This window comes from Paraliobacillus sp. X-1268, assembly GCF_003426095.1.
Lineage (GTDB): Bacteria > Bacillota > Bacilli > Bacillales > Amphibacillaceae > Paraliobacillus_A > Paraliobacillus_A zengyii.
The window spans coordinates 1-24,838 of the sequence record NZ_QJSK01000017.1 but is presented as its reverse complement, the minus strand read 5'-3'; the positions used below and the strand labels follow the sequence as shown (position 1 = coordinate 24,838).

General features: G+C 33.9%; 24 protein-coding genes. 19 read left to right on the top strand and 5 right to left on the bottom strand.

Annotation, left to right across the window (positions count from 1 at the left end):
* The first annotated feature begins 79 nt into the window (after positions 1 to 79).
* Positions 80 to 1,837 (top strand): DNA ligase D, encoded by a 1,758-nt coding sequence (gene ligD / locus D2K62_RS14840; RefSeq protein WP_157967891.1) that lies wholly within the window; start codon positions 80 to 82, stop codon positions 1,835 to 1,837.
* A gap of 73 nt (positions 1,838 to 1,910) precedes the next feature.
* Here ligD and D2K62_RS14835 read toward each other — a convergent pair whose 3' ends face one another.
* Together D2K62_RS14835 and rpsD are read right to left on the bottom strand one after the other, a co-directional pair.
* Positions 1,911 to 2,570 (bottom strand): hypothetical protein, encoded by a 660-nt coding sequence (locus D2K62_RS14835; protein ID WP_112181649.1) that lies wholly within the window; start codon positions 2,568 to 2,570, stop codon positions 1,911 to 1,913.
* Positions 2,571 to 2,708: 138 nt separating this feature from the next.
* On the bottom strand, positions 2,709 to 3,311 hold the full coding sequence (rpsD, locus tag D2K62_RS14830) for a 30S ribosomal protein S4 (RefSeq protein WP_112182746.1): 603 nt from the start codon (positions 3,309 to 3,311) through the stop codon (positions 2,709 to 2,711).
* 402 nt (positions 3,312 to 3,713) lie between these two features.
* Here rpsD and D2K62_RS14825 point away from each other — a divergent pair, with 402 nt between their 5' ends.
* Positions 3,714 to 5,591, top strand: a complete 1,878-nt coding sequence (locus tag D2K62_RS14825) for a sensor domain-containing diguanylate cyclase (protein WP_117149561.1) — start codon at positions 3,714 to 3,716, stop codon at positions 5,589 to 5,591.
* Between the two features lie 38 nt (positions 5,592 to 5,629).
* Here the strand turns inward: D2K62_RS14825 and D2K62_RS14820 are convergent, their stop codons facing one another.
* Positions 5,630 to 6,109 carry a GAF domain-containing protein gene (locus tag D2K62_RS14820; protein WP_112181627.1) on the bottom strand — a complete coding sequence of 160 codons (480 nt, stop codon included), beginning with the start codon at positions 6,107 to 6,109 and terminating at the stop codon, positions 5,630 to 5,632.
* 307 nt (positions 6,110 to 6,416) lie between these two features.
* On the opposite strand from D2K62_RS14820, the gene ezrA reads away from it, so the two are divergent.
* The 6 genes from ezrA to D2K62_RS14790 all read left to right on the top strand — a co-directional run bounded on the left by ezrA (position 6,417) and on the right by D2K62_RS14790 (position 13,053).
* On the top strand, positions 6,417 to 8,111 hold the full coding sequence (ezrA, locus tag D2K62_RS14815; RefSeq protein WP_112181626.1) for a septation ring formation regulator EzrA: 1,695 nt from the start codon (positions 6,417 to 6,419) through the stop codon (positions 8,109 to 8,111).
* Positions 8,112 to 8,125: 14 nt separating this feature from the next.
* Positions 8,126 to 8,482 (top strand): hypothetical protein, encoded by a 357-nt coding sequence (locus D2K62_RS14810; protein WP_112181625.1) that lies wholly within the window; start codon positions 8,126 to 8,128, stop codon positions 8,480 to 8,482.
* Positions 8,483 to 8,629: 147 nt separating this feature from the next.
* Complete coding sequence (locus D2K62_RS14805) at positions 8,630 to 9,769, top strand: cysteine desulfurase family protein (RefSeq protein ID WP_112181624.1); 1,140 nt, start codon at positions 8,630 to 8,632, stop codon at positions 9,767 to 9,769.
* 5 nt (positions 9,770 to 9,774) lie between these two features.
* Positions 9,775 to 10,977 (top strand): tRNA uracil 4-sulfurtransferase ThiI, encoded by a 1,203-nt coding sequence (gene thiI / locus D2K62_RS14800; RefSeq protein ID WP_112181623.1) that lies wholly within the window; start codon positions 9,775 to 9,777, stop codon positions 10,975 to 10,977.
* Between the two features lie 113 nt (positions 10,978 to 11,090).
* Complete coding sequence (locus D2K62_RS14795; protein ID WP_112181622.1) at positions 11,091 to 11,303, top strand: alpha/beta-type small acid-soluble spore protein; 213 nt, start codon at positions 11,091 to 11,093, stop codon at positions 11,301 to 11,303.
* Positions 11,304 to 11,454: 151 nt separating this feature from the next.
* Positions 11,455 to 13,053 (top strand): amidohydrolase, encoded by a 1,599-nt coding sequence (locus D2K62_RS14790; protein WP_112181621.1) that lies wholly within the window; start codon positions 11,455 to 11,457, stop codon positions 13,051 to 13,053.
* A 41-nt stretch (positions 13,054 to 13,094) separates the two neighbouring features.
* Here D2K62_RS14790 and D2K62_RS14785 read toward each other — a convergent pair whose 3' ends face one another.
* A complete protein-coding gene (locus D2K62_RS14785; RefSeq protein ID WP_112181620.1) occupies positions 13,095 to 13,895 on the bottom strand; it encodes an NAD kinase in 801 nt (266 codons plus the stop codon).
* A gap of 125 nt (positions 13,896 to 14,020) precedes the next feature.
* Here D2K62_RS14785 and D2K62_RS14780 point away from each other — a divergent pair, with 125 nt between their 5' ends.
* From D2K62_RS14780 to D2K62_RS14765, 4 genes are all read left to right on the top strand, one after another.
* On the top strand, positions 14,021 to 14,614 hold the full coding sequence (locus D2K62_RS14780) for a DUF2953 domain-containing protein (protein ID WP_117161658.1): 594 nt from the start codon (positions 14,021 to 14,023) through the stop codon (positions 14,612 to 14,614).
* A gap of 39 nt (positions 14,615 to 14,653) precedes the next feature.
* Entirely contained in the window at positions 14,654 to 15,070 is a 417-nt protein-coding gene (gene ytfJ, locus D2K62_RS14775; protein WP_112181618.1) for a GerW family sporulation protein, read from the top strand.
* Between the two features lie 112 nt (positions 15,071 to 15,182).
* On the top strand, positions 15,183 to 16,166 hold the full coding sequence (locus D2K62_RS14770; protein WP_112181617.1) for a class I SAM-dependent methyltransferase: 984 nt from the start codon (positions 15,183 to 15,185) through the stop codon (positions 16,164 to 16,166).
* Between the two features lie 134 nt (positions 16,167 to 16,300).
* Positions 16,301 to 17,485 carry an acetate kinase gene (locus tag D2K62_RS14765; RefSeq protein ID WP_112181616.1) on the top strand — a complete coding sequence of 395 codons (1,185 nt, stop codon included), beginning with the start codon at positions 16,301 to 16,303 and terminating at the stop codon, positions 17,483 to 17,485.
* Between the two features lie 58 nt (positions 17,486 to 17,543).
* On the opposite strand, the gene D2K62_RS14760 is transcribed toward D2K62_RS14765, so the two are convergent.
* Positions 17,544 to 18,005, bottom strand: coding sequence for a universal stress protein (locus tag D2K62_RS14760; RefSeq protein WP_117161657.1), 462 nt, complete (start codon positions 18,003 to 18,005; stop codon positions 17,544 to 17,546).
* A gap of 169 nt (positions 18,006 to 18,174) precedes the next feature.
* Between D2K62_RS14760 and D2K62_RS14755 the strand changes: the two genes are divergently transcribed.
* The 7 genes from D2K62_RS14755 (at position 18,175) to D2K62_RS14725 (ending at position 24,700) form a co-directional block, all read left to right on the top strand.
* Positions 18,175 to 18,921, top strand: coding sequence for an SDR family oxidoreductase (locus D2K62_RS14755; RefSeq protein WP_112181614.1), 747 nt, complete (start codon positions 18,175 to 18,177; stop codon positions 18,919 to 18,921).
* Positions 18,922 to 19,191: 270 nt separating this feature from the next.
* Positions 19,192 to 19,701 (top strand): DUF4178 domain-containing protein, encoded by a 510-nt coding sequence (locus D2K62_RS14750; protein ID WP_117161656.1) that lies wholly within the window; start codon positions 19,192 to 19,194, stop codon positions 19,699 to 19,701.
* A 17-nt stretch (positions 19,702 to 19,718) separates the two neighbouring features.
* Complete coding sequence (locus D2K62_RS14745) at positions 19,719 to 20,387, top strand: PspA/IM30 family protein (RefSeq protein ID WP_112181612.1); 669 nt, start codon at positions 19,719 to 19,721, stop codon at positions 20,385 to 20,387.
* Between the two features lie 118 nt (positions 20,388 to 20,505).
* Positions 20,506 to 21,150 (top strand): DUF4247 domain-containing protein, encoded by a 645-nt coding sequence (locus tag D2K62_RS14740; protein WP_112181611.1) that lies wholly within the window; start codon positions 20,506 to 20,508, stop codon positions 21,148 to 21,150.
* 18 nt (positions 21,151 to 21,168) lie between these two features.
* On the top strand, positions 21,169 to 21,564 hold the full coding sequence (locus D2K62_RS14735) for a DUF350 domain-containing protein (protein WP_112181610.1): 396 nt from the start codon (positions 21,169 to 21,171) through the stop codon (positions 21,562 to 21,564).
* 110 nt (positions 21,565 to 21,674) lie between these two features.
* Complete coding sequence (locus tag D2K62_RS14730; RefSeq protein ID WP_112181609.1) at positions 21,675 to 23,225, top strand: polyamine aminopropyltransferase; 1,551 nt, start codon at positions 21,675 to 21,677, stop codon at positions 23,223 to 23,225.
* A 794-nt stretch (positions 23,226 to 24,019) separates the two neighbouring features.
* The gene (locus D2K62_RS14725; RefSeq protein ID WP_117161655.1) at positions 24,020 to 24,700 is read left to right on the top strand and encodes a metal-dependent hydrolase; all 681 of its coding nucleotides are present in this window, start codon (positions 24,020 to 24,022) and stop codon (positions 24,698 to 24,700) included.
* Positions 24,701 to 24,838: the final 138 nt, after the last annotated feature.

Here is a 24,838-nt window from a genome sequence, read left to right as displayed (position 1 = left end):
CCTCTCGGATATAGTTTTTGCATCGTACTAATAATAATTCAATAATTAGAAAGAATAATATGGAATGGAGGAGATCATCATGTGGAAGCCTATGCTCTCAACATTAGTTGAGTACCCACCTATAGCTGATAATTGGTTATATGAAGTCAAGTATGATGGTTTTCGTTGTGGTTTGGAATGGGAAAAGAACACCGTAAAGCTATGGAGTCGGAATGGTAATGAACTAACGGCATCTTTTCCAGAGATTGTTGCCTGGTGTAAAAAGAATCAACATCTTGTAGAAGATCAATTACCATTATTATTAGATGGTGAAATTGTAGTATTACATACAGAATTTACATCTCTGTTTTCTTTTGTTCAACAGCGTGGAAGATTAAAATCAAAAGATAAAATAAAAGTTGCTAGTCAAAAACGTCCTGCCTCTTTGATGGTCTTTGATATGATTCAATTAAAAGGAAATGCACTTGAATCAAAAACGTTAAAAGAACGCCGTAAACAGTTGGAAATAATAGCAAGGAAATTAAAAATAGCTAAATATGATTTAAATAGTAGGATTAACCTTGTACAATCATTTAAAGCATTAGACGAAATTATGGCAACTGTAATGCTTCATCAATGTGAAGGGATTATAGCAAAAAAGAAATCCAGTACATATCTATCCGGTAAAAGAACTTCAAATTGGTTTAAAGTCAAAAACTATCGCATCATACAAGGTATTATCTCCGGTTGGAATATAGATAATGACTATTTTGACCTGAAAGTTTTTCACCATGATCAAATAGAAACATTAGGAAAAGTCAAAAATGGATTTTCAGATGATGATAAAAAAACATTAACTGCATTTATTCAAGAGAACGGTAAAAAGATAAATGGATTCTCATGGGAAGTTACACCGAGCGTATGCCTAGATATTAACTGTTTAGAAGCAAAAGATGGAGAATTAAGAGAACCTTCATTTCGAAAGTTTCGTTTTGATTTATCACCCGAAGATTGTACGATGAATAGTGTTCAAATTGGATTAGCGCAATTACCAGAAGAGATCGAAATATCCAAACCGGAAAAGTTGCTTTTTCCGGAAGTAAGTAAACAAGATTATCTTTTATATTTACGATTTATCGCACCTTTTATTTTACCAAAACTAAAAAATAAAAGATTATCGATGATTCGTTATCCTGATGGTATAGAAAAACATTCCTTTTATCAGAAACATCTACCTGACTATGCACCAAATTTTATTCAAACAGTTAATGGGGAAGATAATGATGAAGACATTTTATGTAATGATTTAAGAAGTTTACTCTGGTTTGGAAATCATGCTTCCTTAGAATTTCATATTCCATTTCACACAATAAATTCAGACTACCCAGATGAGATAGTATTTGATTTAGATCCACCAACTTTATCGGAATTTCCACTAGCAGTAACAGCTGCCCAATTAATTAAAGAGATGTTAGAGCATCAAGGTTTTATCCCGTTTGTGAAGACATCAGGGAGAACAGGACTTCAAGTTCATATTCCACTTCAACCAAAAAGTATGTCTTTTACTGAGACACGTATTTTTATGGAAACAGTGGCCACTGTTCTTGTAGATAACTATCCGCAGTTATTTACCGTTGAACGTCTAAAAAAGAATCGCGGTAACCGTTTATATATCGATTATGTACAACATGCCCTGGGTAAAACAATTATTGCAGCTTATTCACCAAGAGCAACAAATAAAGCAACAATAGCCACACCTTTATACTGGAACGAAGTAAATGAACAGTTAGACCCTCAAGCATTTACAATGAAAACAATTCCTAAGCGATTGTTAGAAATAGGCTGCCCCTGGGAATAAAATAAGAAACACGTATCAGTTAGCTTTCGTCTAAAGAAAGCTAATCTAATCCGTGTTTCTTATTCACAATTTGTTATGCTTCATTAGTAATCAAATATTTTGTTAGTGCAGACGAAGCAGACATTGACGATAATAAACTACTTTCTATAGAGAGCTCATCTGTTTTTGTTGTCACGTATGAGTCAACTAAACTTAGGTTGTTCGTTAAATCTTCAAGACGTTGTTGTTCTGATTCTGAGCTCGTTTCATCTACTTCTGATTCATAACTGCTAACTTGTGATTGAAGTCTTTCCTTAGCTTCTGTTAACAGTTGAAGTTGTTGAACTTGAAAGCTTGTTTGCAAGAAAGTTGAGAGTGAATCTGTAGCTGTATCTGTTGTAGCTGAGCTATTACTGTAATTATAATAATTCGTCTCGGTACTTTCTTCATTTAATAAGACGTTAGCAAGTTCAGCATTAATACTTGCAAGCTCTTCTTGTATAGTCTCAAGCGTAGTTTCATCTGTTGTACTTGTTTGTTGTGTTAATAAATCAGTACGCGTTTGTAATAATGTATCTAGAGAAGAAGTTGAACTTGCTTCAGTTGCTTCTTGTAAGTAAGAAGCGAAGTCACTTATTGAAGTAAGATCAGTATTACTTGATGAAGTGCTTGATTCTGACGTAGTCGTGTTTGCAGCTAGTGTTGTGTACAAATTCGAATAGGCCGTTGATAAGTTACTAATGTTAATAGACATTTTTTCACTTCCTTTCATTAGACTGAATTATTCAAGCATATTCTATCAAGTCAATGTGTCAGTAATAAGTCAAAATAAAACTGCATATAAAAAAGCCCTAAAACATTGTTTTAGGGCTTTAATACTAACTATAACCTATTAACGTGAGTAGAACTCAACGATAAGTGGTTCGTTAATTTCAGCAGGTAGTTCAGAACGCTCAGGTAAGCGAGTGTACGTACCTTCCATTTTGTCTGCATCGAATGAAACGTATTCTGGTACGAATGCGTTAGCTTCAAGAGCTTCTTCAATGATGTTTAGTTTTTGAGATTTTTCTCTTAAACCAATTACTTGACCAGGAGCAACACTATAAGAAGGAATATCAACACGACTTCCGTCTACAGTGATGTGACCGTGGTTTACTAATTGACGAGACTGTCTACGCGTACGTGCAAGACCTAAACGGTATACAAGATTATCCAAACGAGATTCTAATAGAATCATGAATGTTTCACCATGAATACCATGCATTTTACCAGCTTTGTCGAATAGGTTACGGAATTGACGTTCGTTAACGCCATACATAAAGCGAAGTTTTTGCTTCTCTTGTAGTTGTAAACCATATTCAGAAAGCTTTCTACGTTGATTTGCACCATGTTGACCTGGTGGGTAAGGACGTTTATCTAACTCTTTTCCTGTACCAGTTAATGAAATTCCTAAACGACGAGATTTTTTCCATACAGGACCTGTATAGCGAGACATTAAATCTTCTCCCTTATATTTTGAATTTGCATAAAACAAGACAGAGTGTTCCATAATCGCTTGCCATTTTGTTTTCATGTACCATCGCTCCAGCAGCAGAGAGTTACACGATACACCTTACTTTTAAAAGATAAGGAACAAAATGTACAATCGGTGGTTCACAAAGGCTACCTTTTTTACACAAAGATTATTATATGACTTTTTATGCATGAAGTCAATAGAAAGGTAACCATTCATGCGCGTATGAGAAATTTGTCCTATTTTATTGATAGGAATATAGCAAACTTTGCTTTATAATGATAAATATCAGAATAGTTTATTAATCATGTATTGTATTTGTCGTAGCTATAACACACTTTGTCTAGATCCATATTAACTTATTATAATAGGATAGGTGAGAACATGAAACGTAATCATACAGTTGCCGAAGAGAGATTTGAGAAACTATTTTCAAAAGAATTGATTTCTACCATTCATAACCAAGAAGAATTAGTAAATAAGATGGTGACAGAAATCAAACAACTTACAGATGCTAGTCATGTCGGAGTATATTTGTATGATCATTGGAAAGACGACTTTGAATTAGTGAAAATAGCTTCAAATGGTGAAAATTCATTTAGAAGGTATTTATTTTCTGATGGCATTTTAAGTAAAGAAGAAAACAAACGGTATCATTCAGCGTTTAATATTTACAATGGACAAGATGCTTTTCTTCAACAGTATGATTATCCTGCCTTTTTAGTAGCGTTAAATAAAATGGATACCAAAGTTGGTTATATGTTAATTGCCTTTGAAACAGAGTTAGATGATAATGATCAATTTTATCATTTTTTAGAAAAAGTAGCTTCGGAAATAAATTCTCTATTAAATGGTTTGGATGATTACTCACAGATGATGGAGCAGGCAAGTAAATATGAATTAATGTACAGAGTGACCCAAAAGTTTCATTCAACTATGAATACGAATGATGTGTTAACAGAAATTGTTGATGCTATAAAATATATTTATCCTGACTTTAGTTGTAATTTATTTTTATCCCGTGATTACCAAAGTGATAAGAAATTACCTGTTAAAGAATTAATATATAACGAAGAATTCGCTGAAAAATTAAGTGTGAAAGCATTTTTAACTGGAGAAATTAAATTAGAAGTCGATAAAAATAAATCACGCTTGTTTGCGCCATTGCATGGGAAACAAGGTACGTATGGTGTATTACAAATTACTGCCTATAATATTTCCAAGTTCCCGGAAAGTGATGTAGAATTTATTCGGTTATTAGCAAGTACAGCAGGTAATGCATTAGAGAATGCTCAACTTTATCAGCAATCGAACCAATTAATAGCGGATTTACAATTAATAAATGAGATCTCGCATAAGTTAAACTCTAACTTACGTTTAAATGAAACAACACTGTTTATGAAGCAACAATTGCAAGATTCATTTCATGCTGAAGAGATTGGCTTTGTTTTATTAAATGAAGAAGAGGAGAAATACCAGATCTTGCATGAATCAACACCTTTTTTTGATACAACAGACGCAAGTGTGTTTATAGAGGAAATGCTTCAAATATTGCAGGAAGAAAAAGATGCGATATTTGTTGGGGATTTTACGAAGAAATATCCGAATCGTTCGTTTGGCTTAAAGGCAGTGATGGTCATGCCGATGATCCAATCAGATCAACTAAAAGGTGCAATTATCATTTTACATAAAAATCCGTATTTCTTTTCTTTTGAGAATTTCAAATTAATTAAATCGATTGTTCATCACTCGACACTAGCTTTTGTTAACTCCATGTTACGTGAACAGTTAGAAAATCTAGTTATTACTGATTATCTAACAAAACTATATTCACGTAAATATTTAGATGAAAAATGTAAACAACACTTGGAAACAGATCGAGAAGGTATATTCTTATTGCTAGATATCGATGATTTCAAGCATGTTAATGATACGTATGGCCATGATGTTGGAGATGAATTGATTATCCAAGTTGCAAACATTATTAAAAATAACGTGAAAAATGATGGTTTTGCAGCTAGGTGGGGTGGCGAGGAATTGGCAGTTTATTTACCTGAATGTAACCTCGAAAAAGGTATGGAAGTAGCGTCTACACTTGTTAAATTAATTGAGATGCGTACAGAACCAAAGATAACCGTATCGATTGGGATAGCTTGCTGGGATCAAAGTAATCCTGAAAAAATGAATGCTATTTTTGATCGAGCGGATCGCTCATTATATGAAGCAAAACGTCTCGGTAAAAATGGAGTAGCTAAACTTTAAAAAGAAAGGCCTTTATCAGATGATAAAGGCCTTTCTTTTTAAAGATATTTTTGAATAACAGTAACGAATTTCTCTAAGTATTCTTGATCAAGTTGATCAAAGCGATCGAGATTCGGACTGTCAATATCCAATACACCTATTACTTCTTCATTTACGATAAGTGGAACAACAATTTCAGATTGGCTTGCTGCATCACATGCGATATGCCCAGGAAACTGATTAACATCAGCAATTCTTTGGGTCTTACGCTCACTTACAGCTGTTCCACATACACCTTTTCCAACTGAAATTCTAACACAAGCTGGTAGTCCTTGAAATGGTCCTAAAACAAGCTCATTTTGTTTCAGTAGATAGAAACCAACCCAGTTTATTTCTTTTAGAAATTGGTTTAATAATGCTGTTGCATTTGATAAATTTGCTATTAAATCTTTTTCGTCCTCTATTAATGCTTCCACTTGCTTGAGTAAAAGCTGATAATCTTTTTCACGTGAATTTGTATCTGTTTGAATAGCTCCCATGTAAATTACCCCCTGTATGGATATTTCTTATAAAAAATAGTATAGCTTACAGGTAGTGTATAAGGCAATTAATACGAAAGAAAAATGAAGAAAATGTCATTATTTTAAGTGTTTCAGAAAAAAATATAAAGAAAAATGTCATTTTGATAAATAATTTGATTTTTTTTAGCAAAATAAGTGTGTAACATGGTATCATAAGATTACTACATATTCTTTATTAGAATGTTAATTTATTAGATGAACTGTTGAGAAAATGATAAGTGAATCAATACTATAGAAGATTGTTATTTGTTTAAGGGGGATTAACATGGTGGCTTACATCATAGGAGTTATTCTCGTTGTAATTGCATTGATAATTGTCGGTTTACTATTACGCAAAAGAATATATGATGAAGTAGATAAGCATGAAAGCTGGAAAATGGATATCATGAATCGTAATGTGACAACGGAATTACAAAGAGTGAAAAGTTTAAACTTGTCTGGTGAGACGCAAGAAAAATTTGAAGGTTGGAAAGTTAGTTGGGATCAAATCTTAACAAGAGAACTTCCAGATATTGAAGAGTATTTGTTAGATGCTGAAGAAGCAGCTGATAGATTTCGTGTTTCAGAAGCTAAGAAAAATCTAAAAACAGTTGACCAAACTTTACAAAGAATTGAATCAACTATCGAAGAAATGTTTGTAGAATTAGATCAATTACTTGATTCGGAAAAGCAAAGTCGTAAAGAAGTTGAAGAAGTACAACCACAAATTAAACATTTAAGAAGAGAACTTTTACAAAATCGACATCTATACGGAAAAGCTGAAGCTCGGTTTGAAGTAGAAATCAATGAATTGCAACAACTGTTAGATCAATATTTTACTGCTATTGAATTAGGTAATTACTTTGAGGCGAAACAATTCGTTGAGGACTTAAAAACTGATTTAAATCATCTAACAGTAAAAATAGAAGAGTTTCCAATCATTTATAAAAAATGCAATCGAGAACTACCTGAACAAATTCGTGAACTTTTGACAGGTGTAAAAGAAATGAAGGAACAGGGTTATCGAATTGAACATTTAGGTTTGGAAAAAGAGTTGTCTAGTTATCAAAATGAGCTAGAAAATTGCGTGAAACAACTTGAAAAGGGCGATGTAGAAGAAATTTCAGATTTACTACAATCGATTGATGAACGAGTTAATGAAATTTATGCTTTATTAGAGAAAGAGGCCCAGGCTAAGTCTTATATCGAAAAACATTTAATTAACTTTAAAAAATTAATAGAAGAAGTAACGGTCGACTTCGATGCAACAAATGAAGAAGTAGAAACTTTACAACAAACCTATTATTTAGAAGAAAGTGATCTAGAACTATATTCGAATTTAGAAAAGTGGATTCATCAATTACAACGTCAACTTGAACAAATTGAAACAGATTTACAAAATGATAAACAGACATACGTTGCACTGCGTGATCAATTAGAAACAAGCTACCAAGATTTACAACAGTTACAGACTTCTCATCAAGATTTTAAAGAACAAGTACGGACAATACGTAAGGATGAATTAGAAGCTAAAAAGAAAGTAGAAGAATTAAAAAGGGATTTGTTTGATACAAACAAAAAACTACAAAAAAGTAATATTCCTGGCGTACCGTCATTTTTATGGAATAGCTTAGAAGAGGCATCAAGAAAAAGTAATCTTGTAATGGAAAGTCTTGCGAAGCAGCCACTTGATATGGGTCAAGTGCAACATGTATTAATAGAAGCTGAAACTTCTGTTCAAACAATGATTGAAGACACTAATTTATTACTTGAGCAAGCATATTTAGTTGAAACAGTTATTCAATATGCAAATCGCTACCGTAGTAAATACCCATTACTAGCTGCGAAATTGGCAGAATCAGAAAAGCAGTTTCGAGATTACGCTTATGAAGGCGCGCTAGAGACAGCTGCAAATGCATTAGAAGAAATTGACCCAGGTGCGTTAAAACGTCTGGAAACTCGCATACAAGTTCCAAGTTAGAAAGGAAACTAAACATGAACATCAAGAAATGGATGATTATTGGACTAAGTAGCTCAGCAGTGATTATATGGATCGTGTTCTTTATCATTTTAATTGGGAGAGATTCTCCTGAATTAATGGCTAAACAACACACAACTTCTGTACGAGAAGAAGTTGCCTTGAGTAATCAAACGAATAGATTTAAGCAAGTAGACTCAGAAACAAATAGTGCAGACCAAGACATGCCAGTTGAAAGTATGGATGAAGAGAATCAAGATGTACAACTTGCGGATAATACAAATATAGACCAAAACATATTGTATGATTTTGAAGTAGATAATGCTGTATCCATTGATGAACTGTTAGCTGCTTTAAATATTGGTAAAGAATAAATTAGTGAGTTCCTTATTTTATGATGCCCCTTGCTACTGATAGTGAGGGGTTTTTGAATGCACTTTTTAAAGGAAACAGCATCTTTCCAATGTGGACGAACTATGTTAAGATATTTCAATGCAAAAAGGAAATTAAGGAGACTCTCAATGATTTATTTTGATAATAGCGCTACAACAAAGCCATATAAAGATGTATTAGATAGTTTCAACCAGGTTTCAAAACAATTTTATGGTAATCCTTCATCTATTCATCGTTTCGGTATTGATGCAGGAACATTGCTTCGTAAAGCACAACAACAAGCATCTGCTATTCTTTCTGTTGATCAAAGTGAGATTATTTTTACTTCCGGTGGAACGGAAGGGAATAATACGGCAATAAAAGGAATTGCTTTAGCACATCAAAGTCATGGTAAGCATATAATTACAACTCAAATTGAGCATCCTTCTGTTATAGAAGCATGTGAATCATTAGAAACATTAGGCTTTAAAGTTACTTATTTACCTGTGAATCATGATGGGATTGTGGAGATTGATGATGTGAAAGCAGCTCTTACAAAGGAAACAATTTTAATAAGTGTGATGCATGTAAACAATGAGTTAGGAACAGTTCAACCCATTAAAGCTATTGGACAACTTGTAAAAGATATACCTACTACCTATTTTCATGTTGATGATGTCCAAGGATTTGGAAAAATTCCTTTGCAATTAGCTGATAGCGGAATTGATTTATGGACTATTTCGGGTCATAAATTTCATGGATTAAAAGGAACCGGATTATTGTATATTAAAAAAGGTACCAACCTATTTCCCTTATTTCATGGTGGCCATCAACAAATGAATTATCGGTCTGGTACAGAGAATTTGGCTGGAATCGTTTCTTTAGTCAAGGCAATGCGTCTAATTACAGAAAAGGAAGAAACAGACCATGCTCACCTATATAAGCTAAATAAACAGTTACGAGATGAATTAGAGTTGATCACTTCAGTTAAAATTAATACAGTAGAAAATCAGGCACCACATATTTTAAATATTTCAATACCTGGTTATAAACCTGAAGTAGTAATTCACGCATTAGGTGAACGAGATATATTCATCTCAACTAAATCTGCATGTTCATCGAAAAAACCAGATGAAAGTGCAATTTTAAAAGCTGCAGGTTTTCCGCATAATCGAACAACCTCAGCATTGAGGATTAGCTTGTCTTATCAAAATACAAAAGAAGAGATTGAACTATTCAGTAGATCGTTAAAAAAAGTGATACAACAATTGAGTAAAGTAATGGGGTAGATAAAATGTTATATGACCATATATTAATTCGATACGGTGAATTGGCTTTAAAAGGTAAGAATAGAAAGATTTTCATATATCAACTACATGAAAATATTAGAAACAAACTTCAAGGATTTCCAAAAGTGAAAATTAAAAATGCTCGTGATCGTATGTCTATAATGTTAAATGGAGAAGATCCGCAGAAAATAATGGAAAAATGTAAATATATTTTTGGTATTCAAAGTTTGAGTATAGCAATCAAAGTAGAAAATGATCCAGATCAAATTAAAGACGCAGCATTATTTGCTTTAAAAGAAGCAGAGAACGTTAAAACATTTAAAATAACAACGAAAAGAGCAAATAAGGATTTCCCGATTGGTTCGCAGGAGTTTAATCATGTAGTAGGCTCACATCTGCTGACGAATACGGAAGATTATACAGTCGATGTGCATCATCCTGATGTAGAAGTACATTTAGATATTCGAACTGATGCCACATATATTACCTCACAAAGAACCAAAGGAGCTGGCGGGTTGCCAGTTGGAACTGCAGGAAAGTCATTGTTACTATTATCTGGAGGCATCGACAGCCCAGTAGCTGGTTACTTAACAATGCAAAGAGGCGTGCATGTAGAGGCGGTACACTTTCATTCTCCACCATTCACAAGTGAAGCAGCAAAGCAAAAAGTCTTGGATTTAGCAGCTGAATTGGCAAATTACGGTAAGAAAGTGACTGTTCATATTGTTCCTTTTACTACATTGCAACAGAAGATTCATCGAGAAATACCCTATGGTTATTCTATGACAGTAATGCGAAGAATGATGATGTTAATTAGTGAAAAAATTGCGAAAAAGGAAGGCATCCTATCTATTACAACGGGAGATAGTTTAGGACAAGTTGCGAGTCAGACGATGGAAAGCATGCATGCTATAAATAATATTACGCGCTATCCAATATTAAGACCCTTAATTGCGATGGATAAAGAAGAAATTATCACAATCGCTGAGAGAATCGGAACATACGGTATTTCAATTCGTCCATTTGAAGATTGCTGTACTGTATTTGTACCTAAAGCGCCTAAAACAAAACCAAAACTAGATAAAGTAGTTTATTTTGAAGAGCAAATGGATATAGAAAAAGATATCCAAGATATTCTTGATAATATTGAAGTCATTATGATTTCTACTAATTCAAAAGAGACAGATCCCATGACAGACCTGTTTTAAAAGGCAATACGCAAATTTAGGTGATAGATGAAACAACTACCAATTATTTTATTGTATTGTTTTACTCCTTCGTGCACATTCTATAGATGTACCACAGAGGAGGTGAAGAAGTCATGGCAAGTAACAACAACAGTTCAAACAACTTAGTAGTACCTGGCGTTAGCCAAGCATTAGATCAAATGAAATATGAAATTGCGCAAGAGTTTGGTGTAAGTCTTGGAGCTGATACTACTTCTCGTGCTAACGGTTCAGTTGGTGGAGAAATAACAAAACGTCTAGTTCAAATGGCAGAGCAACAAATGAGCGGACAATCACAACAATCATAATAAAAATGGCATAAACATGAGTAGTGCTCAATCTGAGCACTACTCTTTTAAATATGTAGAAAATTTGCTATCTTTTATATAAGGGAATTGCTTCAATTATCATCTTTTAGCTTTTTATAAGGAGTAAGGCAAATAAAGGGAGAATCAGTTGATGGGTACATTATGGTATGGTGGTACGATATACACGATGAGAGAAATAGGAGAAACTGTAGAAGCAATTTATACGGAAAATGGTTATATTATTGAAAGTGGTCATTTACATAAATTAAAAGAAAAGTATGAGAAAGCTATTAAGGAATATCAAGATTTAAAAGGAAATGTAATGTTTCCCGGTTTTGTTGATAGTCACTTACATATTATCGGACACGGTGAAAAAATAGTTCATTTAGATTTATCGAAGATGACTAGTCCAGAACAAGTATTATTTGCTGTTAAAGACCGTATTAAAGGATTAAGTAATGGATCATGGTTAATTGGTGAAGGTTGGAATGAAAATCAGTGGGAAGATCCACGTGTTATTCATAAAACAGAACTAGATGAAATTACAACAAATCATCCGATTATGTTAACGCGCGTTTGTCGTCATGCTATAATTGCAAATTCCAACGCAATCGAACTAGCAAATGTAAATAAAGAAGCCATGGATCCACAAGGTGGCAAAATAGTCCGTGATAAATCAGGAGAGCTAACGGGTTACTTTTTGGATAACGCACAGGATTTAGTTAAACAAGCTATTCCAGATATTTCAACGAAAGAATTAAGAGATTTAGTTACTACCTCAGTTGATGATTTATTGCGATTAGGTCTAGTAGGTGGACACAGTGAGGATCTCGCCTATTATGGTGCTGATAGCTTTGATAAAACGTGGCAAGCATTTCATGCAGGAATAGATGGGATCACGCGAAAATTCCGCGCACATTTACTTGTCCATCATGAAGTTATAGAAGATATGTATGAACAAGGTTTAGCCTACGGTTCTGGTAATGATTATGTCTCGCTAGGTGCAATGAAGATTTTTTCTGATGGGGCACTAGGTGGTCGAACTGCTTGGCTACAAGAAGCCTATTCAGATGACACATCTAATTATGGTATCGCTATTCATAGGCCAGAAAGTTTAGAAGTACTAATCAAACGTGCACGTCAACTAGAAATGCCGATTGCAGTTCATGCGATAGGAGATCAAGCTATTTTAACAATTGCAAGGTTGCTGGCTAAGTATCCATTAAAGAACAATAGAAAAGATCGCATTATTCATTCTTTAGTTATCAATCCAAACGTAATAAAAGCATTAAAACAAATAAATGTAGTATTAGATATTCAACCTACATTTGTATCTTCCGATTTCCCTTGGGTGATAGAAAGGCTAGGAGCAATTCGGGCAAATAACTCGTATCCTTGGAAGACATTTTTACAAGAAGAAATCCCTTGTGCAGCAGGATCAGATGCACCAATTGAAGAAGTGGATCCTTTATTAGGAATCGAGGCGTTTGTTTTACGAAAATCAAGTCTAGACGGTAGAATTTATAATGAAAAAGAGCAACTATCTGTTTATGAAGCGGTTTCCTTATATACCAAAGGAAGTGCATATGTTATTGACCATGAACAAGATCGTGGCATGATTTTACCTGGCTATGTAGCAGATTTTACGGTATTTGATCAAGACTTATTTAAGATAGAGAAGGAGTCAATTCACACTAGTAAAGTTCAAAAGACGGTAGTCGATGGAACTATTATGTATCAGCGTAAATAATAAAAAACAGCTCAGTTGAGCTGTTTTTTTAGGTTGGTGCATTATAAATACAGTTGTTTTAATCGATCGAAATAACTATTTTGCGATAATTGTATTGTCTGAATTGTTTTCGCGCTCATTGTAAATGATATATCTCTAATATTGCGAATAGAGTAGGCTTCATTATCTAATCCAATAACAGGATAATCATTACCGTCCTGTAATATTTCTAAGCGCAATTTTTTATTTTCTCCCAATACTAATGATGATCCTAATGTTCGATAATTATTATTGTTTATCGAAGCAAGTTCTGTCATTTGAAAACAAGGGATATTAGGATCTACAATAGCCCCTGAAATTGATTTATTATACCCAGTACTACCAGTTGGTGTAGCTACAATTAAGCCGTCCCCTCTAAAGCGCTCAAAATAACTATCGTTAATATAGACGTCAATAACTATTGTTTTAATAATAGAAGACCTTACACTAGCTTCATTTAAACAATAGAATGGTGCCTCTCCATTTATAGATACTTCTATAATTGGGAACTTTTGTTTTTTGATATCTTTAGAAATTAATGCATCAAATAGCTCATGAATACGATCTGTTGAAAAGTCAGCATATAGTCCAACCTCATTTTCCTTAGATAAACCAACATATAAGCAATTATCAAGAAAACCAGTGTGACGAACACCTTGTAGATAAGTACCATCATCTCCGATACATACAATTATATCTGCATCTTGATGATTTTTCACAATTGAAAATCCGTTCTGATCACTAGCTTGAAATAATTTAATTAATTCTTCCTTTGAAACATTCTCTTTTTGATAATAAAAATATATATTTTTATTATTTGACATAAAATTCCTCCCAATTGTAAAAGCTAACTATTCTACTTATAACCATTATCAACCAATATTAAACGCGTTATCTGTTTAGGATATTGTTTGATCGCCATACTGTTACTATGGAGGTGTTTTAGAATATGTATGCTATCATTTTAATCTTCTTATTAATTTTACTTATACTGCTACTACTAGTGATGTGTTTATCGATAAAAGTGAAACTTTATTTGGAGTGCAGTCAAGAAATAATGACAGCTACTATTATTATTCATGTAGCAGGAATAAAAATGCATGAAAGAGCGTATGAAATTGTTTTAAAGGATGTATTTGAAGAGGAAGCAATGGATTTGATAGAGTCGATTCAAACATTTTTTAATCAATCACAAGAAAAAGTAAAACCACAGATAAAGCTTTATAGAAAAAATCAAAAATTCCACAAATTGATTAGAGCAAGATTAAAAAAAGTCAATATGCATTCTTTTAATTGGGAAACTACTATTGGCACTGCCGAAGCAACGAGTACAGGATTGTTGGCTGGACTTTGTTGGACAGTAAAAGGTTGTATAGGTGCTGTTTTAGACCAATTTGTAAATATAAAAGAAAGTCCAGAATTTAAAGTAACACCAGTGTTTCAACAAAGGTTAGTTAATTCAAATTGTACATGTATTTTTTCTATGCGCTTAGGGCAAGCTATTTATACCATGATGCAAGTCGGAAAATGGAATAGTAAATAACGAGTCAACAACGTTGAAACTGCATGAGGAGGCAATTGTATGACTAATCCACATCCTATTGAAGGACTAATGTCAACAGCAATGGAAAGTTTAAAGGCAATGGTAGATGTAAATACTATAGTAGGTGAGCCGATTGAGTCACCCGATGGAAGTATTATTATCCCAGTATCAAAAGTGGGATTTGGTTTTGCTGCTGGTGGTAGTGAATTTGGTAAAAGTGAATCAAAAAATGATGAGGAAGACTCGCCAAAAAGGCCGTTCGGTGGAGGCAGTGGTGGAGGGGTTACAATAACGCCTGTAGCCTTCCTAGTAGCAAACAAGCAAGGTGTAGAAATGATTCATTTAGACCAACAAACACACTTATATGAAAAATTAGTAGATGTTGCACCACAAGCTTTAGAAAAAATGAAAGATTTGCTTTCGAATAAAGGAAAATCGGATGACTCAGATAAATAATTAAATTGCTAGACATATCAAGAGAATGCCTTCATAATATTGATGGCATTCTTTTTTGCATATTCACAAAGGGTGGACATGATTGGATTTTAGATAGGAAGGAAGAGATTTTATGGCTCAGGAAAATGTCGAAAAGCATTTTAAACTATTAGATGAAATGGTTGAATATTTACAAGAAAAAATGAATGTAACGTATATAGAAGGATTGACAATCTGTTTAGAGTATATTGTTACGGAAATAGCTCCATCTGCTTTTACAGAAGATGTTCAGCAAGAAATAGATAATAAAAATAAGTTGTTTACGTTCGATGAATTAAATAGAGAAGAAATTCGCAAGGTTATACAGTTAACAACCTTAAAGGGAATGAAAGGTGCAACACAACAGCAACATTTAATCACACCAGATACAGTAGCAATGTTTATTGGTTATGTAGCGCAAAAACTAATAGGTTCAAAAGAAAACCTACGTGTTTTTGATCCAGCTTCAGGTTCTGCGAATTTGTTGATGGCAGTGCTAAACCAATTAACGATGAAAAAACAGGCTTATGGAAGTGAAATAGATCCTACACTTATACAATTAAGCTTAATGAGCGCAAATCTACAAAGAACTGAAGTTGAGTTTTTCCACCAAGATAGTTTGCAGCCATTTTTGCTGGAACCAGTAGATTTAATCGTATCTGATTTACCAGTAGGTTATTATCCAGATGATGTTAGGTCAAGCCAATTCAAATTAAATTCGACAGAAGGCCACGCCTATTCACACCATCTTTTAATCGAACAAAGTATCCATTATACAAAAGAAGGTGGCTATTTACTTTTTGTAATACCTAATTTCTTATTTGATAGTGATCAAGCAGACAAATTACATGTTTATTTGCAACAAAACGTACATATTATTGGGTTGTTACAGCTACCATCTAGTATATTCCGTGATGAAAATCAAGCTAAGAGTATCTTGATTTTGCAGAAAAAAGGTAAAGATACAAAGGCACCAAAAGAAACGCTACTGGCACAGTTGCCATCTTTTAAAGATGTGCGAGCAACAGAACAAATTGTAGGGAAAATGAATCAATGGTTTAAAAATGAAGGATATTAATTGTTAGAAAATAAGAAATTTGAACTGGAAACGTTAACATTGTAGGTTCATGTTGCAATTTGACTATAGACTTGGTTAGAATAGTACTGGATGTATTAAAAGATAATAATGTAAGTTGAAAGGAATGGATTATTTTGAGTAACGTATTAGCAATTAATGCTGGTAGCTCTTCATTAAAATTTCAATTGATCGATATGCCAGAAGAGAATGTTTTAGCAAAAGGTTTAGTAGAGCGTATTGGAATTAATGACTCTGAAATTACTATTGAATTTGGTGATGAAAAAGATAGTACTGTAACAGATATTCCGGATCATGAAGAAGCAGTTAAGCTACTGTTAGAAAAATTGAAAGCATCTGGTGTAATTAAATCACTTGATGAAATTGATGGAATTGGCCATCGAGTTGTTCACGGTGGAGAACGTTTTACTGATTCAGTGCCAATAACTGCTGAAGTTATTAAAGAAATTGAGGAAGTATCTGAATTAGCACCACTTCATAACCCAGCTAATCTAACTGGTATACGTGCTTTTATAGACATTTTACCAAACGTACCAGCTGTTGCTGTTTTTGATACAGCTTTTCATCAAACGATGCCAAAGCAGTCTTATTTATATAGCCTTCCATATGAATATTATGAAAAGTATGGGATTAGAAAATATGGCTTCCATGGTACGTCACATAAGTATGTCTCGGAACGGGCAGCAGATTTATTGGGTGTACCTTCTGATCAGTTACGTCTTATTTCTTGTCATCTAGGTAATGGTGCAAGTATTGCGGCTATTGAAAATGGTGAATCAATTGATACTTCAATGGGCTTTACACCTCTTGCTGGTGTAACAATGGGAACACGTTCTGGTAACATTGACCCTGCATTAGTTCCATACATTATGGAGAAAACAGGAAAGTCAGTTAATGAGGTATTACAAGTACTTAATAAAGAAAGTGGTATGTTAGCATTATCTGGTTTTTCTAGTGATCTTCGTGACATTCAAGAAAAAGCAGAAAGTGGCGATGAACGTGCAGAACTTGCCCTAAAAATATTTGCAGACCGTATTCATAAATTTATCGGTTCTTATGCAGCTAGAATGAAGGGTGTAGATGCAATCATCTTCACTGCAGGTGTAGGTGAAAATAGTGCAGAAGTTCGTCAGCGTGTATTAGATGGTTTAGAGTTTATGGGCGTTTATTGGGATCCAGCATTAAACAACACACGTGGAAAAGAAGCTTTTGTAAATTATCCACATTCACCAGTTAAAGTTATTGTTATTCCAACAAATGAAGAGGTAATGATTGCAAGAGACGTTATGCGTTTAGCATAAATGTATTTAAAACTGGCACCAGTTGGAGATCAACTGGTGCCAGTTTTTTTATTTTTGATTATTCATCATCTTCAACTATTTCATCTGCGCGTACGACTAATACATCACATTTTGCATGACGTGTAATGTTTTCTGAAACGCTTCCAATTAAAAAGCGCTCTACTGCGTTTAAACCAGTTGCACCACAAATAATTAAGTCAGCTTGAAATTTTTTAGCAACTTGTTTTGGGATACGCACTTTAGGTGAACCATAATCAAGATGAATTTCAACATTTTTTACACCATCAGTTGTTGCTTGTTTACGATAATCATCTAATAAAGTATTGGCGTATGATTCTGAACGATTGATTAACGATTGATCATAAGCTTCGGCAGAAGAAATCGTTTTAGTATCTACAATATGAGAAATAATAAGTTGAGCATCATTTCTTTTAGCAATTGCAATAGCTTTTTTAAATGCTTTTTCGGAAGCTTTAGAACCGTCGACAGCTACTAAAATATGTTTGTATTCAGTTGGCATTATCAAACACTTCCTTTCATTAATCTACCTATATTGTAACATGTTTTATATATACAGAACATAAATATGAAGTAGAAATGCCCTAAAATAACAACCTATAATTAGATAAAAATAGTATGATCATGTACGATAGAAGGTGATACTGAGAATGATGAGGGGGAAATTTAAAATGGGGCATGCTTTCATTACTGCTGGTAGCAAAGGTCTAGGTAGACAAGTCACAGAATGTTTTCTTAAGGCAGGACATAATGTAACTATTACATATCGCTCTGATCGACAAAAAGCAGAAGAACTATTAAATGATTATGATGCACTAAAAATCGTAAAAGCAGATGTAACATCCAAAATAGAATTAGAAAATGCAGTAAATGAAGCGGTATATAAATTTGGACCAATTGATTATTTAATAAATAATGCGGGACCATTTGTATTTGAGCGAAAGAAGTTAATGGATTATACAGAAGCTGAATGGGAGCTCATGCAAAAAGGTAATCTAGACGCAGTTTTTCATTTATTAAAATTAACAATTCCTTCAATGCGCCAACAAAAATTCGGCCGTATAATCAATTATGGTTTTCAAGGAGCGAATACTGCAGCTGGATGGATAAATCGGTCAGCATTTGCTGTAGCAAAAGTTGGTCTTGTTTCATTAACCAAAACAATAGCGTTTGAAGAGGCGGAATATGGCATTACCTCCAATATGATTTGTCCAGGAAATATAACAGGAGAAATGAAAGAAGCAACTATTGATAAAAGTAGAGTTTTTCCAGATAAAAATACGCCAATTGGTAGATCTGGTACAGGTGAAGATATAGCGCGTTCGATATTATTTCTTTGTCAAAAAGATTCGGATATGATAACTGGTTCAGTATTTGAGATTACAGGGGGATTAGATGTTATTCATCAACACCTTTAATTTTAAAATGCATTCTAAAAGCAATTGGTGTAGTCCAGTTGTTTTTTCTTGATTAGGAAAGTAATACTTTTATCTGTCCAATTAATATTTAGTGAGTAAAAACCCTCCGTATCGAGGTTTTACCTTTTTCACAAGAAGTATTTAAGTCTACTTGTTTTAGATGCTTGCAGATTATGTTAGAGTAAGTTATAAATATTTTTTTAAATATGAAACTTTTTTTATATTCATTCGTACAAATAGTATAAGGTTTTTAGAGAAGAGGTGTTAAGTATGGGAATGTTCTCTAAACTTTTCCAAAAAAAGAATACAAAACCAAAAGTGAAAGAAAGGGATCCGTTATCGATAGAAATTGGGGATATTATTGAATATGATTTAGGTGATTATGAGGTTGTTGGAAAAATCACGTATCGACAAGATTCATATAAGTGGATTACCTATCAACTTTTAGAAGGTAGAAACACGATTTGGCTATCTGCTGAAATGGATGATGAGCTAGAATTAGGTATCTATAAAACAATACCTTTGTCTGTTCAAAAACCTTTTCCGAAACAACTTACTCATGAAGGTAAGACTTATTATTTAGATGAGTATGGAGAGGCTAGAGTGGTTGGTGAGGGAAGAAGTGTTAATATTAACGGACGAGTGATGGAGTACGCAGAATATTACGATGATAGTGAAAGTGAGTTCCTCAGTTTAGAAGACTGGGGTAGTGAAATAGAAGTAAGTATTGGCTATGAAATTGAAGATTATGAAGTAAAAATTATAGCCGGTTCTAATTAATCAAGGAGGAATTAAACATGTTTAAATTTTTCAGTAGAGTAAAAACGGTAGTAGGAGCAGAAATGAATGCAATGTTAGACAAAGCAGAAGACCCGGTGAAGATGCTCGATCAATTTATGAGAGATATGGGATCAGATATACGTGAAGCTGAAGCTGCTGTTGCAAAACAAATTGCCAATGAGAAGATGTTGAAAAGAAAGTACGATGATGCGAACGCATTGGTTGAGAAAAGACAAACACAAGCAGAAAGAGCAATAGAGGCTGGCAATGAAGATTTAGCTCGTCGTGCATTAGAGGATAAAAAAGATCAAGTAGAACAAGCTGATTCCTTACATCAATCATGGGAACGCGCGAAGCAAGATGCAGATCAACTACGTAAAAAATTAGATGAAATGAAAAAAGAATATCAAGAAATGAAATTAAAGAAAGATTCGCTTAAAGCACGTGCAGAATCTGCTCAAACAAGAACTAAAATGAATCGTACCATGTCTACTGTGGGAAGTGATGACTCAAAACAAGGCTTTTCTAGAATGGAAGAGAAAGTTATGCAGTATGAAGCTGAAGCAGATACAAGTGACGACTTGTCAGAATCAAGTAGAACATTAGATGATGAATTTGAAGAACTTGGTGGTAGTGAAGTTGATGATGAGTTAGCAGCATTGAAGAAGAAGATGAACAAAGAATAAAAGGGAATTTTTTCTCTATATGAGTTATGAAATTAATAGGAAGATAAACCTCTGTATTAAAGTTCTGCGGAGGTTTGTTTCCCAATTTGTATGGAATGGAAGGGAGGCATAAAATCTCATGAAAAAAACAATCAGCTTTTTTTCGTTACTCATTCTATTAGTTCTCACAGCATGTTCTGAGGCAGAACCTGCGTCTGTGGATGAAATACCTGTGGAATCGTCACAATCTGAAATAACAAATCAATTAGAAAGTGCAAGCACTTCTGACATTGAAATATTGTTATCAGATGCATTTCATAAGTTAGATACAGTTGTTGGGGATAATGAAGAAGCAAACATTTATGCAACAAGATTATTCACAATTGATGAGATTGTAGATACTGTATCAGGGGTTATTCCACCAGATGAAATAAGTGAAAAACAAGATAACGAACAGATGCTCATTTATCCAAATCATTTTGTTACATTTAAGCAAAGTGAGGAAGATTCAGAAGTAGTATTAATGGAAGTAGCAACAGATACTTTTGTTCGCAATAATTATTCACCTAACTATTTGAATGGTTTTTTTACATATGTCATGATCAACAGGATGTTATCTGCTGATAATTGGGCACAGAATAGACAGAGTCAATGTGGTACTAGTGGTTCATGTTATGGTGGTTACAGTACTGGAACGAGTACATTTGGTGGTAGTGTAACAACAAATCGAACAAATAGAGGTATGTCATCAACTCGTGGCGGTGGAACAAGTGCAGGAAAATAATTTGAAGGAGGCGTTATAATGGATGCGTTTATTAGTACATTTATTTATTTTTTAATCGCAATTATAGTTGTATTGATTGGTTTGGTGATTTTTGAATGGATTACAACGAAATATAAGGACTGGGATGAAATTGCTAATAACAATCAAGCAGTGGCTTTATCAATAGCTGGAAAAATAATCGGAATATGTATTATTTTAGCGTTCGCAATTTACCATAGTGTGACAGTTTGGGAAACGTTAATTTGGGGTGGATATGGTGTTATACTGCAAATGATTGCATATTTTATTTTTGAATTCGCTACTAGAAGTTTCTCAGTAGAACAAAAGATCAAAGAAAATAACATTTCAGTTGGTATTATATCCTTAGCGGTTTCAATTGGTTTAGCATTTGTAATTGGAGCGTCGATTACATAACAAAACTGAGTTGGTAAAAATTGATTTAGCAGTAAATGATGTGGCCTGACCTTATAAAGAGGTCAGGCCAGTATTTTTCGTTAATATATACAAAGTCGGAGTGAAGAAGCTTGGATCAATTAGCAATAAAACAAAGTCATTTTATTTATTGGGCATCTGGAATTGTCTCTATTTGTGGGATTATTTTTGAGGTGTTATTTGGCGCCCTCGGTTCTTACATATTAGGTGATGGGGTTAAACAATATACACTAGTGATCTCGTTATTTTTAACGGGGATGGGAATTGGCGCTAGTTTTAGTGAAAAAGTAATGAAGAATCTTATTATTGCATTCATCTATATCGAATTTATGGTTGCTTTAATCGGAGGTTTTTCAAGTTTTGTTATGTTTGGAATTACGGCCTTTTCACCACCAGGAACTGATGCTTTATTTTTATACTTAATTACCTTAACTGTCGGAGCTTTAACGGGTGTAGAACTTCCGATCCTTATTCGAAAGGCGAATGCTATTGGTGTGTCACTAAATAGGAGCACAGCACGTGTATTATTCTCTGATTATGCAGGTGGCTTAATTGGTGGTTTGTTATTTGCTTTCTTGCTTCGTCCTCAATTAGGTATGGTAAAAACAGCTTTTCTTGTCGGTTGTATTAATTTAATCGTAGCTACAATTGTACTTTGGCTATTTCGAAATGAAGTAAAACATTTTATATCTCATGCGATCGTTGCTACAGTGATTGGCGTATTATTATTACTAGGTTTTTTGTTTGGCGAAGAGATGGCTTTTACGTTTGAACAAAAGTTATATAAAGATCCAATTATCCATATGGAAGAAAGCAACTATCAAAAAATTATTCTCACTCAAAAAGGGGATGATTTAAGGTTATATCTTAATGGTGGATTGCAACTAAGTTCAATTGATGAATATCGTTATCACGAAACATTAGTTCATCCGGTTATGGATCAAGCAACTCAACCTAAGGATGTCTTGATCTTAGGAGGTGGTGACGGTGTTGCTGCAAAAGAGGTATTAAAATATGAAGAAGTAGAGTCAATTACGCTAGTAGATTTGGATCCAGCAGTTGTCACTTTGGCAAATAAGAATGAAAAATTATTAGCTATAAATGAATATGCTTTACAAGATGAAAAGGTCGATGTTATTAATCAAGATGCTTTTAAATTCTTAGAAGAAACAAGTCGTGTATTTGATGTCATTATTGTTGATCTCCCTGATCCAAACGATGAAAGCCTAAACAAATTATATACTAAGGAATTTTATGCTTTAGCACGTAATCATATGTCATTAGAAGGTGCGATGATGGTACAAGCTACCAGTCCTATCTTTGCTACCGAAGTGTATTGGACCATATCTGAAACAATTGCATCTAATGATTTAAATACGGAGAATTTCCATGTTGACGTGCCTAGTTTTGGAAATTGGGGATTTGTTCTTGCTAGCAGACAAACAATAGACGTATCGGAACTAAGTATATCAGTTGACACACGCTACTTAACGACAGATATATTAGAGGGTTTAACTGTCTTTGGAAAAGATATTGATCAAACGATTACAGCAGAAAACGGTGATATCGTCGAGTTAAAACCTAATACGCTAATCGATCCACATTTAATTCAGATATATGAACGATCTTGGGAATATTATTAACTTTCACAGTATTATATTGACAAGCAATTCTTGTTATGACTTCAAAGTATCGCTCTCATTTCTTAATCATCATAGCGATTCAAATAACGGACTTGATGAAAATTGCGACATAACTTCCATACCTGCTACGTCAGCAAATGGTCTCCCTTTCCGCAGGCACGGCTTCAGCTAACTCGGATAAGCAAAGATCGCTTTCCGAGTGGATCTTCAGCCCGTGCTGTTCCTGCTGGAGAGTCGACCATTTGCTTCCTTCGCTGGACAGAACTTAAAAGTGATACACAATACGCTATCGAGTGGCTCCTAAAGTTTTATTGCGTTTATGACAACATTTAGTTATATGAATATTATTCGAAAAGGTCTGTTATTGTTGATATTGCAACTTCATCAATAAACATATTACCGACCAGCGATGAAAATCCACTACGACTCCTGCAGGAACAGCGTATGTTTTTGATGGGATGAGTAATCGCAATCCCACGATCTGAAGATCCACTTGGAAGTGTTTTTCTTCCAAGTTAGCTGAAGACGTGCCTGCGGAAAGCGTAGTGGATTTTCAGAGCGATGTAATCTTTTACGTTACGTCGTAGTTGATGGTTATTCCGATGTAAATCTTATAGAAAGTAGTTTTTCTGAAAGACGAACGAGCATTATAACAGCTATCAGTTAGACTTAAAATAACGATTAGCGCATGCTTTTTTTTTTTTTGACAGAAGAGTTGATTTATTAATTTACTTTTATTTTTATTCTTTTTCGGGTAAACAAGTAGTAGTAATTATTTGAAAGGGGATAATAATATGAAAGTATCATTTCATGGACAGTCTGTAGTACAGATAAAGACCGATTCTCATCGTATTTTAATAGATCCATTTATAACGGGTAATGGAATATGTGATTTAGATACAAATGAGGTAACACCGGACGTTATTTTATTGACACATGGACATAATGATCATGTTGGAGACACCATTCCAATTGCAAAACGAACAGGAGCATTGGTTGTAGCTCCAAATGAGTTAGCAAACTATTTGGAATCAAGAGGCTTAAACACACATGCTATGCATATCGGAGGATCACATCACTTTGAATTTGGAAAGGTGAAGTTCACACAAGCATTCCATGGTTCCGTATTTTATGATGAACAAGGAGAAGCAATATACGCAGGAATGCCAGCTGGTATTTTGTTAACAGTAGAAGGAAAAACAATTTATCACGCTGGTGACACTGGACTATTTTCAGATATAAAGTTAATTGGTGATATGAATAACATTGATATTGCATTCCTACCTATTGGTGATAATTTTACAATGGGACCAGAAGATGCATTAATTGCCGCACAGTGGACGCAAGCAGATTATATTGTGCCAATCCACTATAATACATTCCCTTTAATTGAACAAGATGGAGATGCATTTGCCCAAAAGGTGCAACCAGGTAAGGGAATTGCATTAAAACCAGGAGAACATATTGAAATCTAGAATACATGAGCAAAGAGGCTGGGACAAAACTCAGATAAACAATAAAAAGTTGCATCTTCCAACGGTAGTTGGAAGATGCAACTTTTTTATAAAATCGAAAATTTTAGTAAGTAAAAAAGGATACCTTCTGATAAAATT

Bases quoted from the DNA above. Each gene is read 5' to 3' on its own strand.
- ligD (WP_157967891.1), top strand. From the start codon at position 80: ATGTGGAAGCCTATGCTCTCAACATTAGTTGAGTACCCACCTATAGCT.
- D2K62_RS14835 (WP_112181649.1), bottom strand. From the start codon at position 2,570: ATGTCTATTAACATTAGTAACTTATCAACGGCCTATTCGAATTTGTAC.
- rpsD (WP_112182746.1), bottom strand. From the start codon at position 3,311: ATGTCTCGCTATACAGGTCCTGTATGGAAAAAATCTCGTCGTTTAGGA.
- D2K62_RS14825 (WP_117149561.1), top strand. From the start codon at position 3,714: ATGAAACGTAATCATACAGTTGCCGAAGAGAGATTTGAGAAACTATTT.
- D2K62_RS14820 (WP_112181627.1), bottom strand. From the start codon at position 6,109: ATGGGAGCTATTCAAACAGATACAAATTCACGTGAAAAAGATTATCAG.
- ezrA (WP_112181626.1), top strand. From the start codon at position 6,417: ATGGTGGCTTACATCATAGGAGTTATTCTCGTTGTAATTGCATTGATA.
- D2K62_RS14810 (WP_112181625.1), top strand. From the start codon at position 8,126: ATGAACATCAAGAAATGGATGATTATTGGACTAAGTAGCTCAGCAGTG.
- D2K62_RS14805 (WP_112181624.1), top strand. From the start codon at position 8,630: ATGATTTATTTTGATAATAGCGCTACAACAAAGCCATATAAAGATGTA.
- thiI (WP_112181623.1), top strand. From the start codon at position 9,775: ATGTTATATGACCATATATTAATTCGATACGGTGAATTGGCTTTAAAA.
- D2K62_RS14795 (WP_112181622.1), top strand. From the start codon at position 11,091: ATGGCAAGTAACAACAACAGTTCAAACAACTTAGTAGTACCTGGCGTT.
- D2K62_RS14790 (WP_112181621.1), top strand. From the start codon at position 11,455: ATGGGTACATTATGGTATGGTGGTACGATATACACGATGAGAGAAATA.
- D2K62_RS14785 (WP_112181620.1), bottom strand. From the start codon at position 13,895: ATGTCAAATAATAAAAATATATATTTTTATTATCAAAAAGAGAATGTT.
- D2K62_RS14780 (WP_117161658.1), top strand. From the start codon at position 14,021: ATGTATGCTATCATTTTAATCTTCTTATTAATTTTACTTATACTGCTA.
- ytfJ (WP_112181618.1), top strand. From the start codon at position 14,654: ATGACTAATCCACATCCTATTGAAGGACTAATGTCAACAGCAATGGAA.
- D2K62_RS14770 (WP_112181617.1), top strand. From the start codon at position 15,183: ATGGCTCAGGAAAATGTCGAAAAGCATTTTAAACTATTAGATGAAATG.
- D2K62_RS14760 (WP_117161657.1), bottom strand. From the start codon at position 18,005: ATGCCAACTGAATACAAACATATTTTAGTAGCTGTCGACGGTTCTAAA.
- D2K62_RS14755 (WP_112181614.1), top strand. From the start codon at position 18,175: ATGGGGCATGCTTTCATTACTGCTGGTAGCAAAGGTCTAGGTAGACAA.
- D2K62_RS14750 (WP_117161656.1), top strand. From the start codon at position 19,192: ATGGGAATGTTCTCTAAACTTTTCCAAAAAAAGAATACAAAACCAAAA.
- D2K62_RS14745 (WP_112181612.1), top strand. From the start codon at position 19,719: ATGTTTAAATTTTTCAGTAGAGTAAAAACGGTAGTAGGAGCAGAAATG.
- D2K62_RS14740 (WP_112181611.1), top strand. From the start codon at position 20,506: ATGAAAAAAACAATCAGCTTTTTTTCGTTACTCATTCTATTAGTTCTC.
- D2K62_RS14735 (WP_112181610.1), top strand. From the start codon at position 21,169: ATGGATGCGTTTATTAGTACATTTATTTATTTTTTAATCGCAATTATA.
- D2K62_RS14725 (WP_117161655.1), top strand. From the start codon at position 24,020: ATGAAAGTATCATTTCATGGACAGTCTGTAGTACAGATAAAGACCGAT.